The following is a 15,928-nucleotide window of genomic DNA, read 5'->3' as shown; positions in this document are numbered from 1 at the left end:
GGCGCCGGCACCGGCTGCGCGGCTCGCGATAGAAAGGTTAGAAGTGGCAGACGTTCGACTGACCGGCGTGGAGAAGGCCTATGGCGACATCCGCATCCTTCATGGCATTGACCTGGAGATTCGCGATGGCGAGTTCATGGTGTTCGTCGGCCCCTCGGGCTGCGGCAAGAGCACGCTGCTGCGTTCCATCGCCGGGCTGGAGGAGATCACCGGCGGTGAGCTGACCATCGGCGGGCGTGTGGTGAACGATGTGCCGCCCAGTGAGCGCGGCATCGCCATGGTGTTCCAGTCCTATGCGCTGTACCCGCATATGAATCTGTTCGACAACATGGCCTTCGGTTTGAAGCTGGCCAAGGTGCCCAAGGCCGAGATCGAGACCGCCGTGCGCAACGCGGCCAAGATCCTGCACATCGAGCACCTGCTGGACCGCAAGCCCAAAGACCTCTCCGGCGGCCAGCGCCAGCGCGTGGCCATCGGCCGCGCCATCGTGCGCAAGCCCGAGGTGTTCCTGTTCGACGAGCCGCTGTCCAACCTGGACGCCGCCCTGCGCGTGCGCATGCGCTACGAGTTCGCCAAGCTGCACGAAGACCTCAAGACCACCATGATCTACGTGACGCACGATCAGGTGGAGGCCATGACCCTGGCCGACCGCATCGTGGTGCTGTCGGCCGGCAAGGTGGAACAGGTGGGCTCGCCGCTGGAGCTGTACGAGCACCCGTGCAACCTGTTTGTGGCCGGCTTCATTGGCAGCCCCAAGATGAACTTCATTCAGGGCGAGGTGACCGCCGTGGGCGACGGGCATGTGGACGTCAAGCTGCAGGGCAACCCGGTGACCCTGCGCGCCCGCGTGGATGCCAGCGGCACCCAGCCCGGCGCCAAGGTCACCGTGGGCGTGCGCCCCGAGCACATCCGCCAAGGCGGCCCGAACAACCTGCTGCAAAGCACGGTAGCCTTCGTGGAGTCGCTGGGCGGCATCACGTTTGCGTACTGCCCCTACCCCGGCCTGGAAGAGCCCCTTACCTGCCAGTTTGAAGGCCGCAACGGCGTGGACCGCCTGCGCAGCGGCCAGGCGCTGGACCTGCACCTGCCGGAAGAAGCCCTGTACGTGTTCGACAGCAACGGCCGCGCCCTGCGCCGCCTCGCCGCGCCGGAGCTCGCGGCATGAAGCTGAAGTTCCTGCTTGCCGCAGCTGCACTGGCTGCGGGTTCGGCATCGGCCGAGAGCCCGAAGCTGCTCGTCTGGATCAACGGCGACAAGGCCTACAACGGCCTGCAGAAGGTGGGCAACGCCTTCGAGAAGGCCTCCGGCGTGAAGGTGGTGGTGGAACACCCCGTGGACCCCACCGACAAGTTCCAGCAGGCCGCCGGCGCCGGCAAGGGGCCGGACATCTTCTGCTGGCCGCACGACCGCGTGGGCGAGTGGGCCAAGGCCGGCTTGCTCACGCCGCTGCGCCCGTCCAGCAAGCTCAAGGCCGAGGTGGAAGACCAGGCCTGGGCCGCGCTGAGCTACCGCGGTCGCATCTGGGGTTACCCCATCGCCATCGAAACCACCGGCCTCATCTACAACAAGGCCCTCGTGAAGACCCCGCCCCAAACCTGGGACGAGGTGATGGTGCTGGACAAGCAACTGCAGGCCCAAGGCAAGCACGCCGTGCTGTGGCACTACAACAAGAGCTTCTTCACCTGGCCGATGCTGGCTGGCGCGGGCGGCGTGATCTTCGGGCGCGATGCTCAGGGTGATTTCGACGCCCGCCAGGTGGGCGTGAACACCCCGGGCGCGCTGCGTGCCGCGCAGACGCTGGACACCCTGATCCGCAACGGCCACATGCCCAAGGGCGCGAACTACGCCGAGATGGAATCGGCCTTCGCCCGCGGTGAGATCGCGATGATGATTTCCGGCCCCTGGGCGTGGGACAACGCGCGCAAGGCCAAGATCGACTTCGGCGTGGCGCCGATTCCGGCCGTGGTGGCCGGCAAGCCCAGCAAGAGCTTTGTGGGCGTGCTGGGTTGCATGATTTCCGCGCCCAGCAAGAACAAGGACCTGGCCAAGGAGTTCATCGAGAACCACCTGATGCGCCCCGAAGCCCTGAAGGTGCTGGACGCCGACGTGCCCATCGGCGTGCCGGCCAACAAGGCGTTCTACGCCGAGCTGTCGGTGAACCCGCTGATCGCGGCCAGCATGACCAACGCCCGCAACGGCGCCCCCATCCCGAACATCCCCGAAGTGGGCCGGTTCTGGACGGCCATGGACGCCGCGTTGGAGGCCATCACCAACGGCCTGCAAAGCCCCAAGGACGCGCTCGATGGCGCCGCCGCACGGATGCTGCTGAACAAATGAACAAGAACGCGAAGCGCATGCTTGAAGCCGCACAAGCGCCGGCCCGCCCCAAGCGCTGTGGCGCCCCCGCGGGCAGCCGCCCGCAGTCCTCGACAGGCGAGGCACTGCAATGACAGCCACTTCTTCCACCCTGGGCCAGGGCAGCTACTCCACCCTGCCCCCCTCGCTCACCGAACGGCTGGGCCGGCTGGCGTACTGGCCGGCGGCGGTCATGCTGATGCTGGGCGCGCTGTACTTCGTGTTCGTCGTGTATTCCACCGGCCAGGCCGCGTGGGCGGCGGGCTTGCTGGTGTTGTTCACGGCAGGCTTTTACGTCTACCTCAGCCGAGGCGGCTTCGCCTGGCGCTACCTGTTCCCCGGCGTGGCCGGCATGCTGGTGTTCATCGCCTTCCCGCTGGTGTTCACGGCGCAGATCGGCTTCACCAACTACTCCAGCACCCACCTGCTCAGCGAGACCCGCGTGCGCGAGTACCTGCTGGAGCAGCACGACGCAGTGGAAGACCAGGTGCTGGGCTACAGCCTGCATGCAGACGGCGCCGAGTTCCGCCTGGTGCTGCAACCCGAAGGCGGCGCCGCGCCCCGCTGGGTAAGCCCACCGCTGGCGCTGCGCAGCGCCAGGCAGCCGGTGCGGGTGGACCTCTCGCCCGCCGATGCCGAGCACCTGCCGCTGACCGCCCCGCTGCAGGCCGCCCTGCCCTTGCCCGAGCTCATCAAGCACCGCGACGCGCTGGCCCGCCTGGTGCTGGTGCGGCCGGACAAAACCGAGCTGCACTACCTGGGCCTGCGCGAGTTCGGGCCCGTGAAGCCGCAATGGACGGCCAACCCCAACGGCAGCCTGACCCGTGCCGCCGACGGCGTGGTGTTCGACCCCAACCGTGACACCGGCTTCTTCCAGTCGTCCACCGGCGAGACGCTGCAGCCCGGCTTCAAGGCCTTCATCGGCGTGGGCAACTACGCCCGCATGCTGTTCGATGCCGAGTTCCGTGGCCCCTTCCTGTCCATCTTCACCTGGACGGTGGTGTTCTCGGCCCTCACCGTGGCCTGCGCCACCGCCATCGGCATGCTGTTTGCGGTGATGCTGAACTGGGAGGGGCTGAAGTTCCGCACCACCTACCGCACGCTGCTGTTCCTGCCGTACGCGGTGCCAGGCTTCATCTCCATCCTGGTGTTCAAGGGTCTGTTCAACCAGAACTTCGGCGAGATCAACGCCATCCTGGACGCCCTCTTCGGCGTGAAGCCCGCCTGGTTTGCCGACCCCTTCCTGGCCAAGACCATGCTGCTGATCGTGAACGTGTGGCTGGGCTACCCGTACATCATGATCCTGTGCTCGGGCCTGCTGAAAGCGATTCCGGCGGACCTGTACGAGGCCTCGGCGCTGGCCGGTGCGTCACCCGCCACCAACTTCTTCAAGATCACCGCGCCGCTGATCATCAAGCCGCTGGCCCCGTTGCTGGTGAGCGCGTTCGCGTTCAACTTCAACAACTTCGTGTTGATTGCGCTGCTGACTGATGGCCGGCCGGACTTCCTGTCCACCAAGCTGCCGGCGGGCCAGACCGACATCCTCGTCAGCTACACCTACCGCATCGCCTTCCGCGACTCCGGCTCGGACTTCGGGCTGGCCGCGGCGATCTCGACGCTGATCTTCTTCCTGGTCGCGGCGCTGTCGCTGATCAACCTGCGACTGTCTGCCAAGGCGCAGAAGTAAGGAACCCGACATGGCCATCGTCCTCGGCAAACAAGCCCGCTGGCGCACCTTCACGGCCCACGCCGTGATGTGGGCGTTCATTGCCATCACCCTGTTCCCGCTGCTGGCGGTGGTGTCCATCTCGCTGCGGCCCGGCAACTTCGCCACCGGCAGCCTGATCCCCACTGAAATCAGCCTGGAACACTGGAAGCTGGCGCTGGGCATTCCGTACCAGGCGGCCGACGGCAGCCTGGTGCAACCGCCCTTCCCGGTGCTGACCTGGCTGTGGAACAGCATCAAGATCGCCACCGCCTCGGCCTTTCTGATCGTGGCCATCTCCACCACGGCGGCCTATGCCTTCGCACGGCTGAAGTTCTCGTTCAGCAAGCCGGTGCTCAACGGCATGTTGCTGCTGCAGATGTTCCCGCCCGTGCTGGCACTCGTCGCCATCTTCGCCATCTTCGAGACCATCGGCACCTACGTGCCGGCGCTCGGCGTGGAGACGCACGCTGGCCTGGTGCTGGCCTACCTCGGCGGCATTGCCACCCATGTGTGGACCATCAAGGGCTACTTCGAGACCATTCCGGTGGAGATCGAAGAAAACGCCAAGGTGGACGGCGCCACGCACTGGCAGGCCTTCTCGCGCGTGTTGCTGCCCATGGCCGTGCCCATCCTGATGGTGGTGTTCGTGCTGGCCTTCATCGGCTGCATCATCGAATACCCGGTCGCCAGCATCCTGCTGCGAGAGGAGTCCAACCTCACGCTGGCCGTGGGCTCGAAATACTTCCTGCATGACCAGCGCTTCCTGTGGGGCGACTTCGCGGCCGCCGCCGTGCTGTCCGGCCTGCCCATCACGGCCGTGTTCCTGCTGGCCCAACGCTGGATCGTCTCGGGCCTGACGGCCGGCGGGGTCAAGGGATGAAGCGCCAGCTCCTGGCGGGGCTGGCACTCATCGCCACGCTGGCGCACGCCGGCCCGTACGAGGCCCGCGAGCGGGACTGGCGCAACGGCGCGGTGGTCTACCAGATCATCGTGGACCGCTTCGTGCCCGCAGCCCAGCTGGACGCCAAGCGCGCGCTGTACCCCGCGCCCAAGCGCTTGCGCGACTGGTCGGAGGACCCCACCACCGGCCCCTACCTGGAAGCCGAGCGGCTGGCTGCCCATGAGCTGGATTTCTGGGGCGGCGACCTGCCCAGCGCCACCACGCGGCTGGGCCACGTGCAGCAGCTGGGCGCCGATGTGCTCTACATCAACCCCATCCACCGCGCCTACACCAACCACAAGTACGACGCGCTGGACTTCCAGGCCATCTCGCCCGAGTACGGCACGCGAGACGACTTCAAGCGCCTGGCCGCCGAGGCGCACCGCCGCGGCCTGAAGGTGGTGCTCGACGGCGTGTTCAACCACATGGGCCGCAACGCGCCAGCGTTTCAGTCAGCCCTGCGCGACCCGAAAAGCCCCTGGCGCGATTGGTTCGCCATCGGCCCCCAGTACACCGGCGGCGCCCGGGTGTGGACGGGTTTTCAGAACCTGCCGGAGCTGAACCTCGAAACGCCGGCGGTGCGCCGCTATCTGTATGAGGCGCCCGACTCGGTCGTGCGCAGCTACCTGCGCGACGGCGCCGACGGTTGGCGGCTGGACACGGCCTTTGAGCTGGGCCGCACCTATCTGGCCGACCTGACCCGCGCCGCCCATCGCGAAAAACCCGGCTCGCTGGTGGTGGGTGAGATCGTGAACTACCCCGGCGACTGGCTGAAGTCGCTCGACGCGGTCATGAACTTCACGCTGCGCCAGGTCATCAACGGCGCGGCGGGCGGCGAAATCGACGGCCCCACCGCAGGCCGCATGATCGAGCGCATGGTGGCTGACGCCGGCATCGAGCCGATGCTCAAGTCCTGGGTGGTGATCGACAACCACGACATCCCCCGCATCGCCACGCAGTGGCCCGACGCAGCGCGGCGCCGGCTCGTGCAGGCGCTGCAGTTCACGCTGCCCGGCGCGCCCAACCTCTACTACGGCGTGGAAGTGGGCATGGAAGGCGGCGCCGACCCGGCCAACCGCGGCCCCATGCGCTGGGAGCGGGTCAGCGACACCCACCCCGAAATGACCTGGGTGCGGCACTTGGTGGCGCTGCACAAGGGCCACCGGGCGCTGCGCGTGGGCGACTTTCGGCGTATTGAGTCGGCCAAGCTGCTGGCCTTCGAGCGCCACACCGACCGCGCGCTGGACACCCGCATCATCCTGGCCAACCCCAGCAACCAGCCCGTGCGCGACCGCGTGATGGTGGCCAACTGGGCCTTGATGGACGACACCCCCCTGCACGACCTGCTGGGCCTCACGCCGACCGAACCCCTCACGCTCAGCGCTGGCTTCATCACCGTGGAGCTGCCGGCCCACGGCGTGCTGGTGCTGGAACCCCGCCGGCGCGACCTGGGCGGCTACGACCGCTACAAGCGCGTGCGCTGACCCGTCTTTGCTCCCCCGTCTTTCGCTCCTGGGCGCCTCACGCGGCACCCTGAACGCTCACCCCACCCACCTCCATGAACAAGCTCCTCGCGCTTTGCGCCACCGTGCTCATGTGCCTCCCTGACGCCCAGGCCGCCCCCTGCAAGCCCGCCCCGCTGGGGGATGCCGTGCTCTACCTGCGCGGCGGCCTGAACAACTGGGCCGCGCAAGACGAACAGGCGTTCGAGTACCGCTGCGACGCCTATTACCTGAACCTCACGGCCAAAGGCCCGCAGGAATTCAAGATCGCCGATGAAGACTGGACGCCGGCGCTGACCTTCGGCGGCGGCAGCAACGGCCAACCCGCGCGCGGCGCCAACGGCAACCTGCAACGCCAGTTCAGCGGCGCCCACACCCTGCGCCTGAGCTTCACGCCCGAGGGCCAGGCCACGCTGGCCGTGGGCCCCAAGACCTTCAAGCCCACGCCGCCGCAACCCATCACCGACCGCGCGGCGCTCACCGCCCATTTCAGTTCGCGGGTGGAAGAGTTCAAAGCCCCGTTCGGCGCCCAGCCCGCCGGCACCGAAGTGCGCTTCAGCATGGGCAATGACGCGCCGGGCTTGAAACAGGCCACCCTCGTGATCGAACGCCGCCAGATGAGCGGCAACCAGGAGCAACTCCAGTACCAGCCACTGGCCCGCATCGCCATGACGCCCCAGCCGCGCGGCCTGGGCGTGGGCTTCTCGGCCCGCTACCGTTTCTCCGAGGTGGGTGTCTACGGCTACTGGTTCGAGCTGGAGATGTATGACGGCACGCGCTACGCGCTGCAGAACAACACCGACACCGTGTACTGGACGCGCGAGAAGGGCTCCATGGGCGCAGCGGTGGTCGAGCGGCTGCCAGCCTCCACCCAGCGCATCCGCCGCTACCGCCAAACCATCTACGCGGCGGACTTCCAGGTGCCCGCTTGGGCGAAAGACATCGTCTACTACTACGTGTTCCCGGAGCGCTTTCGCAACGGCGACAAGGCCAACGACCCGCGCCCCGGCGGCGGCCGCCCGCAAGACCGCTACCAAAGCGGTGATGTGGAACGCCACGCCCGCTGGAACGAAAAGCCGTTCAAGCCCGGCACGGGCGACGGCTCGGACGCCCTCTACAACAACGACTTCTTCGGCGGCGACCTGGCCGGCATCATCGAAAAGCTGGACTACATCCGGAGCCTGGGCGCCAACGCCATCTACATGACGCCGGTGTTCCGCGCACCCAGCAACCACAAGTACGACACGGCCGACTACAAGCAGATCGACCCTGCCTTCGGCACCAACGACGACTTCGTGCGCCTGTGCGCCGAGGCCGCCAAGCGTGGCATCCGCGTGATCCCGGATACGTCGCTGAACCACGTGGGCGCTGACTCGCCCTACTTCAACCGCTTCGGCAATTTCCCGGCGGGCGGCGCGTTCGACAACGGCAAGATCAACCCCGACTCGCCCTACGCCAGCTGGTTCAAGTTCAAGCCCGACGAGAAAGACCCCAACAAGCAGTTCCAGGGCTGGGTGGGCGTGACCGACCTGCCGGAGATCGACAAGAACAGCCCCGCCTTCCGCGCCTACGCCTACCGCGACAAAGACTCCGTCACCAACCTCTGGCTGGACCGCGGCGCCGCCGGCTGGCGCATGGACGTGGCCCCCTGGGTGCCCGACGACTTCTGGCGCGAATGGCGGCAGGCCGTGAAGGCTAAGAAGCCCGACGCCTTGACGGTGGCCGAGACCTGGTTCGACAGCTCCAAGTACTTCCTGGGAGACATGTTCGACAGCACCATGAACTACATCTTCCGCAACGCGGTGCTGGACTACGCCGCCGGCAAGCCCGGCACGCTGATGGCCGCCAACCTGGAGCTGATGCGCGAGGCCTATCCGCCGCAGGCCTTCTCGGCCCTGATGAACCTGCTCTCCACGCACGACCAGCCCCGCGCCCTGCACCACTTCGGCGAAGACACCGACCTGGCCCAGGCCAAGCAACGCCTGCGCCTGGCCGTGTTCTTCCAGATGACCTACCCCGGCTCGCCCACCATTTACTACGGTGACGAAGTGGGCCTGGGCGGCGGGGAAGACCCGTTCAACCGCGCCCCCTACCCCTGGGCCGACGAAGGCGGCCAGCCCGACGAGGCCCTGCTGGCCGACTTCAAGCGCCTGACGCAACTGCGCCACGCCCTGCCCGTGCTGCGCCATGGCACGCTGGCCGCGCCGCTGCACGTGGACGCCAACGTGGTGGTGCTGGCCCGCCAGCACGGTGCCACCTGGGCACTCACGGCCACCAACAACAGCACCAGCCCGCGCACGGTCACCGTCAACGTGCCCATGGCTTCGGGCACGCTGAACGACGCGCTGGGTGGCGCGCCGGTGTCGGTGCAAAACCACCAGATCCAACTGACCGTGCCGCCGCTGTTCGGGCGGGTTCTCGTCACGCCCTGACTGCCTTTCATGATCCAGAACTCCCTGGGCCGCACCGGCCTGAGCGTCTCCGCGCTTGGCTTTGGCGCCATGCACATCCACGACGAGCGCACCACCGAGGCGGAAGCCGCCGCGCTGCTGAATCAGGTGCTGGACGCCGGCATCACCCTCATCGACACCGCGCGGGGCTACGGCCTGAGCGAAGAACGCATCGGCCGCCACCTGGCGCACCGGCGCCAGGAGTTCGTGCTGTCCACCAAGGTGGGCTATGGCGTGGAAGGCGTGCCGGACTGGACCTACGAGTGCATCGTGCACGGCGTGGAACGCGCGCTGCGCCTGATGAAGACCGACTGGCTGGACCTGGTGCACCTGCACTCCTGCCCGCTGCCGGTGCTGCAGCAAGGCGACGTCACCCGCGCGCTGCAAGACTGCCAGCGTGCCGGCAAGCTGCGCGTGGCCGCCTACTCGGGCGACAACGACGAGGTGGACTTCGCCATCGCCAGCGGCGCCTTCGGCAGCCTGCAAACCTCGGTGAGCGTGTGCGACCAGGCCCACCTCGCCGCCCGCGCGGCGCGGGCCGACCACGCCGGCATGGGCGTGATCGCCAAGCGGCCGCTGGCCGGCGCGGTGTGGCGCCACGCCCAGCGCCCAAACGACCCCGCCGAAGGCGCCTACTGGGACCGCTGGCAGGCCATGGCGCTGAACGACACCCTGCCGGTGTCGCCGGCTTCGCCCGGTGCGGTCGACTGGGCCGACATCGCCTTGCGCTTTGCCGCATTCCACACCGGCGCCGCCAGCGCCATCGTGGGCACGGCCCAGCCGCACAACCTGCAGCGCAACCTGCGCGCCATCGCCCAAGGCCCCCTACCCGCCGCGCAGGCGGTGGCCATTCGCGCGGGGTTTCAAGCGCACGGCGCGCACTGGGCGGGCTGGATTTAAAGGAATTCAAGCGCCGCCGGCGCCTTTGAATCGCACCCCTTGACCCCGATCAAGGCAAGGGGAAGAACTCACGCCCCGCAGATTCCTAACGCTGCATGAGGGTGGCATCATGGCCTGGAGATGGCCTGCCCACCGCATGCGCACTGCCTCGCCTGCCCACCGTACCGCCTGTCCCGGCGAACGGTGCTGGCAGGCTTGTCTGCGTGCTGCGCCGCACCCACCCCAGGCGCTGCAGCGCCCCGCCCACCGGGCCCGAGCATGCGGGTTCACGTGCCGGTGCATGGCAGCCGGCCCGACCCCCAGCTGCCCTATGTGCGCCAGCTGATCCAGTTGGCCCTGCAGCACGCCGGCCGCACCGCGGAGCTGGTGGATGTGCCCACCGAGATGTCGCAAACCCGCAGCCTCGCTGAAGTGGCCCAGGGCACGGCACCCAACGACATCATGTGGACCATGACCGACCGGTTCCGCGAGAGTTGCGGCCTGCTGCCGGTTCGCGTGCCCATCGATCGCGGATTGCTGGGCTGGCGGGTGCTGCTGGTGCGCCGCAGCGACTTGGCCCTGTGGGAGCCGGTTCGCTCGCTGGCGGCCCTGCGACAGCACCGCGCCGGGCAAGGGCACGATTGGCCCGACACCACCATCCTGCGCGCCAACGGGCTGCCGGTGGCCACGGGCAGCCATTACGAGGCGCTGTTTCGCATGCTGGGCAGCGGCCGGTTCGACTACTTTCCCCGCTCGGTGCTGGAAATCGACGCCGAACTGGCCGTGCCCGGCCGCGAGCAGCTGGCCGTCGTGCCCCGGTTGGCCCTGCATTACCCGGCGGCCACCTATTTCTTTGTGGCCCCAACGCGACCGGATTTGGCCGAGGCCCTGTCCACCGGCCTTGGGGCTGCGGCCCGTGACGGCAGCTTTCAGCAGTTGCACGACGCCTACTACGGCCCGATCTGGCGCGAGCACTTGCCACCAGGCACCACGGTGCTCACGCTGAACAACCCGACCCTGTCATTCCAGACGCCGCTGAACCAGCGGGCGTTCTGGATCGAGCCCCCGCGCAGTTGAGGGGCCCGCCCAACAGGGCTGGGTGGCTCAGGAGGGCGTCGGCGGCGCGCCTGAAGCGAAAAAACCGCAAGACCCCACGCGCAAATCGGGCAAAGAGCCAGCCCGAGTGCAGCATATTTCACATCCCAAACGATTGCCTTGGGCCCTCACCCACGTTTTACTAGCTTTTTTATCAAATAAGGCGCCCAATTCGATCACTTACCCGGCCGCCGTGATGTTCACCCAGTGCCAGCAGCGGCCAGCTCGACAACCCTGAAGCAAGGAGAGTGGCGATGTCGCTGGTGATGAAAAACAAGGATGCCCTTCAACACTCGAGCCCACCGCCCGTGGTGGCCAAAGGCCCGAGTCGCAACATGAACCGCGACGCCGAGGTGTACCGACGCCGCGCCCGCACGCTGGCCAAGCAGCAACAGGCCGCCGAGCGCATTGCCAGCGCCAGCACCGAACTGTCCAGCGGTATCAACGAAGCCGCCTCGGCCGCCGAAGAACTCAAGCGCGCCACCGACCAAATCGCCAGCGGCGCGGAAGAAGCCGCCGGTGCGGCGCAAGAGTCGCTGGCGGCGATCACGCAGGTCAACGGCGCCCTCACCCGCCAGTTGGAAGCCTGCCGCGACTCGCAGGCCAAGGCCGAGGGCATGCGCGACCTCGCGGGCGAAATCAACACGGAAATCAGCGCCACCATCCAGGCTGTGGGCGTCGCCGCCGAACGGCAAGCCGCCTCGGTGGAGATGGTGGGTGAGCTGGAGCGTCAGGCCGCCAACATTGGCGACATCGTCAAGGCCGTGGCCCGCATCGCGGACCAGACCAACCTGCTCGCGCTCAACGCCGCCATCGAGGCCGCACGCGCCGGGCAGCACGGCAAGGGCTTCGCCGTGGTGGCTGACGAAGTGCGCACGCTGGCCGAAACCAGCGAAAAGAGCGCCAAGCAAATCCAGGAGCTGGTCGGTCAGATCCAGACCGAGGTCACCAGCATCGCGTCGGGCATCAACACCTCAGCCGAGAGCATCAAGGCCGAGGTGGAGAAGAGCCGCATCATCACGGAACAACTCGAGCGCATCCGCGACGATGCAGCCGAGATCGTGCAAGGGGCCACCACGATTGCCACGGCCGCCGCGCAAAGCAGCGCAGCCGCCCAGCAGGCCCTGCGTGGCACGGAACAGATCGCTGCGGCCTCGACCGAGCAAAGCTCGGCCTGCGAGGAATCCGCGAAGACGGTGGAGGAGCAATCCGCAGCGCTCGCCGAGTGCGAGCAGACCGCAGCGAACCTCTCCGAGATCGCCGACGAGTTGAAGAACTCGACCGACATCTCCAAGAGCGCCGAAGAGGTGGCGTCGGCCGCCGAAGAGCTGTCCAGCACGGTGCAGGAAATCACCCGCGCCGCCACGCAAATCATGGTGGCGCTGGACCAGATTCGCAAAGGTGCACAAACCCAGGCCAGCGCCACCACCGAGTCGGCCGCGGCGATCTCGCAAATCTCCAAGTCGGCGCAAATTGCCGAGCAGCGCGCCGTGGAAGCCCGCGACCGCGCCACGGCCATCCGCAGCCTGATGGGCGAGAACACCCGCCACATCAATGCCCTGGTGGCCAGCATCAGCGACGGCGTGAACTCGACACGCACCAGCATGCAGCAGATCAAGGAGCTGGAACTGGTGAGCCGCAAGATCGACAAGATCGTGGACGCCATCACGCAGGTCTCGGTGCAGACCAACATGCTGGCCGTCAACGGCAGCATCGAAGCCGCTCGCGCCGGCGAGTACGGCAAAGGCTTCGTGGTGGTGGCCACCGACATCCGCAACCTGGCGCACGACTCCGCCGAGAACGCGGACCGCATCAAAGACCTGGTCAAGAGCATCCAGGACCAGATCGCCCTGGTTGGCCGTGACCTCTCCGAGATCATGACCGCGGGCCAGGCCGAGGTGGAGAAGGCCCGCAGCGTGACGCAAAACCTCACCAGCATGGAGCGCGACGTGCTGGCGGTGGAGTCGGGCAATGCCTCCACCGCTCAGGCCGCAGTGGAGATTTCCGCCGCCCTGACCCAGGTGCGCACCGGCATCGACCAGATCTCCGCCGCAGCCGCGCAGGCTGAAAAGGCTGCCGAACAAGCGGCCGCTGCGGCCAAGCAGCAAAGCCAGGGTGCGGACGAGCTGAGCGCTGCGATCGAGGAAATCTCCTCGCTCGCCGACGAACTGCAAAGCAACTGACCCCCTCGGGAGGCCCCATGGACACCCAGGACCCCCTCGCCCCACCGGGCGGGCCACAAGCACCGGCAGACGGTCAGTTCGTCAGCTTCGAGCTGGCGGGCGAAAAGTTCGCCGTGCCCATGGGCCCCGTGCAAGAAATCATCCGCCTGCCGGACGTGGCCCGGCTGCCGCTGGCGCCCAACGCGCTGCTCGGTCTGGCCAACTTGCGCGGCCGCGTGCTGCCGCTGATGAGCCTGCGCCGCCTGGTCGGCCTGCCCGACCTGGCCCAGAACGACGCTGCTCGCGCCCTCGTCATCCACTGTGGTGGACAGGCGCTGGGCTTCCTCGTGGACACGGTGCTCAGCGTGCTCCACGTCGAAGCGGACGAATTGCAGCCGGCTGCGGGCATCCAGTCGGTGGTGCAAACCGACTGTTTGACCGGATTGATCCGCCGCCCCGGTGCCGAAGGCCGCGACGAGCTGCTGATGGTGCTGGACTTCGAGTTGCTGGTGCAGCGCGCGTTCCGCAGCGTGATGCGCGAAGCCCGCAACGCGAAGTCCGACGGCAGCGCGCGCGACCCGCTCGCCAGCGCCGAGGGCGCGGACACCGACCCGTTGAGCCAAGACCTGCGCATGGTGAGCTTCACCGTGGCCGGCCAGGAATACGCGCTGCCGATTGAAGACGTGCAGGAGATCGTGCAGTTGCCCGAGTCCGTCACCGCGCTGCCGCAGGCGCCGGACCACGTGCGCGGCGTCATCACCCTGCGCCAGCGCCTGCTGCCGCTGGTCGACCTGCGCAGCCTCTTCCGCCTGGGCAGCCCGGCCCAGCACGCTCACCAGCGCATCGTGGTGGTCAGCCTCAATGGCTGCAGCCCGGTGGGCCTGGTGACCGACGCGGTGAAGGAAGTCCTCAGCGTGCCCCGCACGCTGACCGACGCCGTGCCCGAACTGCTCAGCCGTGACGGCCAGCTGGCCGAGTTCAGCGCGATTTGCCGCCTGGACGAAGGCCGCCGGCTGGTGTCGGTGCTGTCGTCGGCCCGGCTGATCGGGCTGGACTCGGTGCGCGAAGCTGCCGACCTCACCCGCTCGATGGACCCCACCCACGATCCCATCCAGGAGTCATCCATGCAGGACACCGTCCGCGACACGCCGATGCAGGAGGACCTGCAGCTGGTGATCTTCCGCCTCGGCGCCGAAGAGTTCGGCGTGCCCATCATGTGCGTGCAGGAGATCGTGCGCGTGCCGGAGCAACTGACCAAAGTGCCTCGCACGCCGGCCTTCGTCGAAGGCGTGATCAACCTGCGCGGCGCCGTGTTGCCGGTCATCGACCAGCGCACGCGGCTGGGACTGGAAGCCCTGGCGCGCAACGATCGCCAGCGCATCATGGTGTTCACGTTGGGCGAGCAACGCACAGGCTTCATCGTCGATTCCGTGGCCGAAGTGCTGCGGGTGCCACGGCAGTGCCTGGCCCCTGCGCCGTCGCTCTCCGAAGCGCAAGGCCGCATGATCCGCGAGGTGGCCCGGCTGGACGACCAGCAGCGCCTCATCATGCTCATCGACCCGCCCCAGCTGCTGCAATGGCAGAACGAGGCAGCCCTGGAAGAAGCCGCTGCCGCCGCGGCCGCCGACACGCTGCCGGACCTGCAGCGCCAGGCCGCATGAATGGGCGGAGGTCATCATGGGCAACAAGGTCCTGGTCGTTGACGATTCCGCCCTGATGCGCAAGGTGCTGCGTCAGGTGCTGAGCGAGGCGGGTTTTGAAGTGGAATCCGCCCGCAGCGGACGCGAAGGCATCGAGCTGGCGCAAGCCTTCCAGCCGGACGTGGTGACGCTGGACGTCAACATGCCCGAGATGGACGGCCTCACCGCGCTGTCGTTGCTGATGGCGCAGCGGCCGACCCCGGTGATCATGGTCTCGTCGCTCACCACCGCGTCGGCCATGCCCACGCTGGAAGCCCTGGCCCTGGGAGCGGTGGACTACATCGCCAAGCCCGGCGGCACCATCTCGCTGAACCTGCACGAGGTGGCCGACGACCTCGTTCAGAAGGTGCGCACCGCCAGCACGGCACGGGTGCGCGGCGCGCGGGCCCGCCTGGCCAAGCCGGAGCCCGCAGCGCGCACCCGCGCCCCGCTGCGCACCCGCCAGGCACCCAGCGGCCACACGAACGCGCAGCCCCAGGGCCGCACCCAAGCGCACGACCTCGCCGAGCGCCAAGCCCGCCTGGCCCGGCCCCTGCGCGACCTGGGCCGCCCCGAGGGGCTGGTGTTGATCGGCGTTTCCACCGGCGGCCCGCGCACGCTGGAAGACATCCTGCCCACCCTGCCGGCCGACTTTCCCTGGCCGGTGCTGGTGTGCCAGCACATGCCGGCGCAGTTCACCGCCACCTTCGCTCAGCGCATGGACTCGATCTGCGCGCTGGAAGTGCGCGAGTGCAACGGCCCCATGCCGCTGCAGGCGGGTCAAGTCATCATCGCCCAGGGTGGGTTCGACATGGTCGTCTCCGAGCGCCTGGGACGCCTGGTGGCCCAGCCCGTGGCCGAAGCCCCGGGCCAGCCCTGGCACCCCTGCGTGGACGTCCTGGTGGACAGCGCCTTGCGCCAGATGCCAGCGGAACAGCTGGTGGGCGTGCTGCTGACCGGCATGGGGTTTGACGGCGCAGCCAGCATGACGCGGCTGCACCAGCAAGGCGGCCGCACGATCGCCGAATCGGCCGAAAGCGCCGTGGTGTTCGGCATGCCGCAGGAACTCATCAACCGTCAGGGCGCCAACCGCATTCTGCACTCCGGTCGCATCGGCGAGCAGCTGCGCGACTGGATTGCACCGCAGTGAAGGAACCC

11 protein-coding genes are annotated in these 15,928 nt (G+C 67.9%); all 11 read left to right on the top strand.

The annotated features are described in order from the left end of the window. Positions 1-43: 43 nt before the first annotated feature. The 11 genes from ACG01O_RS10410 to cheB all read left to right on the top strand — a co-directional run bounded on the left by ACG01O_RS10410 (position 44) and on the right by cheB (position 15,920). Positions 44-1,165, top strand: a complete 1,122-nt coding sequence (locus tag ACG01O_RS10410) for an ABC transporter ATP-binding protein (protein WP_394384159.1) — start codon at positions 44-46, stop codon at positions 1,163-1,165. After that, positions 1,162-2,337 carry a maltose/maltodextrin ABC transporter substrate-binding protein MalE gene (gene malE, locus ACG01O_RS10405; RefSeq protein WP_394384157.1) on the top strand — a complete coding sequence of 392 codons (1,176 nt, stop codon included), beginning with the start codon at positions 1,162-1,164 and terminating at the stop codon, positions 2,335-2,337. Before ACG01O_RS10410 ends, malE begins: the two co-directional genes overlap by 4 nt. A 109-nt stretch (positions 2,338-2,446) precedes the next feature. Beyond that, entirely contained in the window at positions 2,447-4,042 is a 1,596-nt protein-coding gene (malF, locus tag ACG01O_RS10400) for a maltose ABC transporter permease MalF (RefSeq protein ID WP_394384155.1), read from the top strand. Between the two features lie 10 nt (positions 4,043-4,052). Next, the gene (malG, locus tag ACG01O_RS10395; RefSeq protein WP_394384153.1) at positions 4,053-4,943 is read left to right on the top strand and encodes a maltose ABC transporter permease MalG; all 891 of its coding nucleotides are present in this window, start codon (positions 4,053-4,055) and stop codon (positions 4,941-4,943) included. Continuing rightward, positions 4,940-6,487 (top strand): alpha-amylase family glycosyl hydrolase, encoded by a 1,548-nt coding sequence (locus tag ACG01O_RS10390; protein ID WP_394384151.1) that lies wholly within the window; start codon positions 4,940-4,942, stop codon positions 6,485-6,487. Before malG ends, ACG01O_RS10390 begins: the two co-directional genes overlap by 4 nt. A 74-nt stretch (positions 6,488-6,561) precedes the next feature. Then, the gene (locus tag ACG01O_RS10385; protein WP_394384149.1) at positions 6,562-8,937 is read left to right on the top strand and encodes a glycoside hydrolase family 13 protein; all 2,376 of its coding nucleotides are present in this window, start codon (positions 6,562-6,564) and stop codon (positions 8,935-8,937) included. Positions 8,938-8,946: 9 nt separating this feature from the next. Continuing rightward, complete coding sequence (locus ACG01O_RS10380; RefSeq protein ID WP_394384147.1) at positions 8,947-9,855, top strand: aldo/keto reductase; 909 nt, start codon at positions 8,947-8,949, stop codon at positions 9,853-9,855. Positions 9,856-10,113: 258 nt separating this feature from the next. Further along, positions 10,114-10,911, top strand: a complete 798-nt coding sequence (locus ACG01O_RS10375) for a hypothetical protein (RefSeq protein ID WP_394384145.1) — start codon at positions 10,114-10,116, stop codon at positions 10,909-10,911. Positions 10,912-11,264: 353 nt separating this feature from the next. Then, entirely contained in the window at positions 11,265-13,112 is a 1,848-nt protein-coding gene (locus ACG01O_RS10370; protein WP_394384144.1) for a methyl-accepting chemotaxis protein, read from the top strand. A gap of 17 nt (positions 13,113-13,129) precedes the next feature. Next, a complete protein-coding gene (locus ACG01O_RS10365; protein WP_394384142.1) occupies positions 13,130-14,752 on the top strand; it encodes a chemotaxis protein CheW in 1,623 nt (540 codons plus the stop codon). Between the two features lie 16 nt (positions 14,753-14,768). Next, the gene (gene cheB / locus ACG01O_RS10360; protein WP_394384140.1) at positions 14,769-15,920 is read left to right on the top strand and encodes a chemotaxis-specific protein-glutamate methyltransferase CheB; all 1,152 of its coding nucleotides are present in this window, start codon (positions 14,769-14,771) and stop codon (positions 15,918-15,920) included. The last annotated feature ends 8 nt before the right edge of the window (positions 15,921-15,928 follow it).

Source organism: Pelomonas baiyunensis (assembly GCF_043555935.1).
In the GTDB taxonomy this organism is placed as follows: Bacteria; Pseudomonadota; Gammaproteobacteria; order Burkholderiales; family Burkholderiaceae_C; genus Pelomonas; species Pelomonas baiyunensis.
This window is presented reverse-complemented; position numbering and strand designations above follow the sequence as displayed.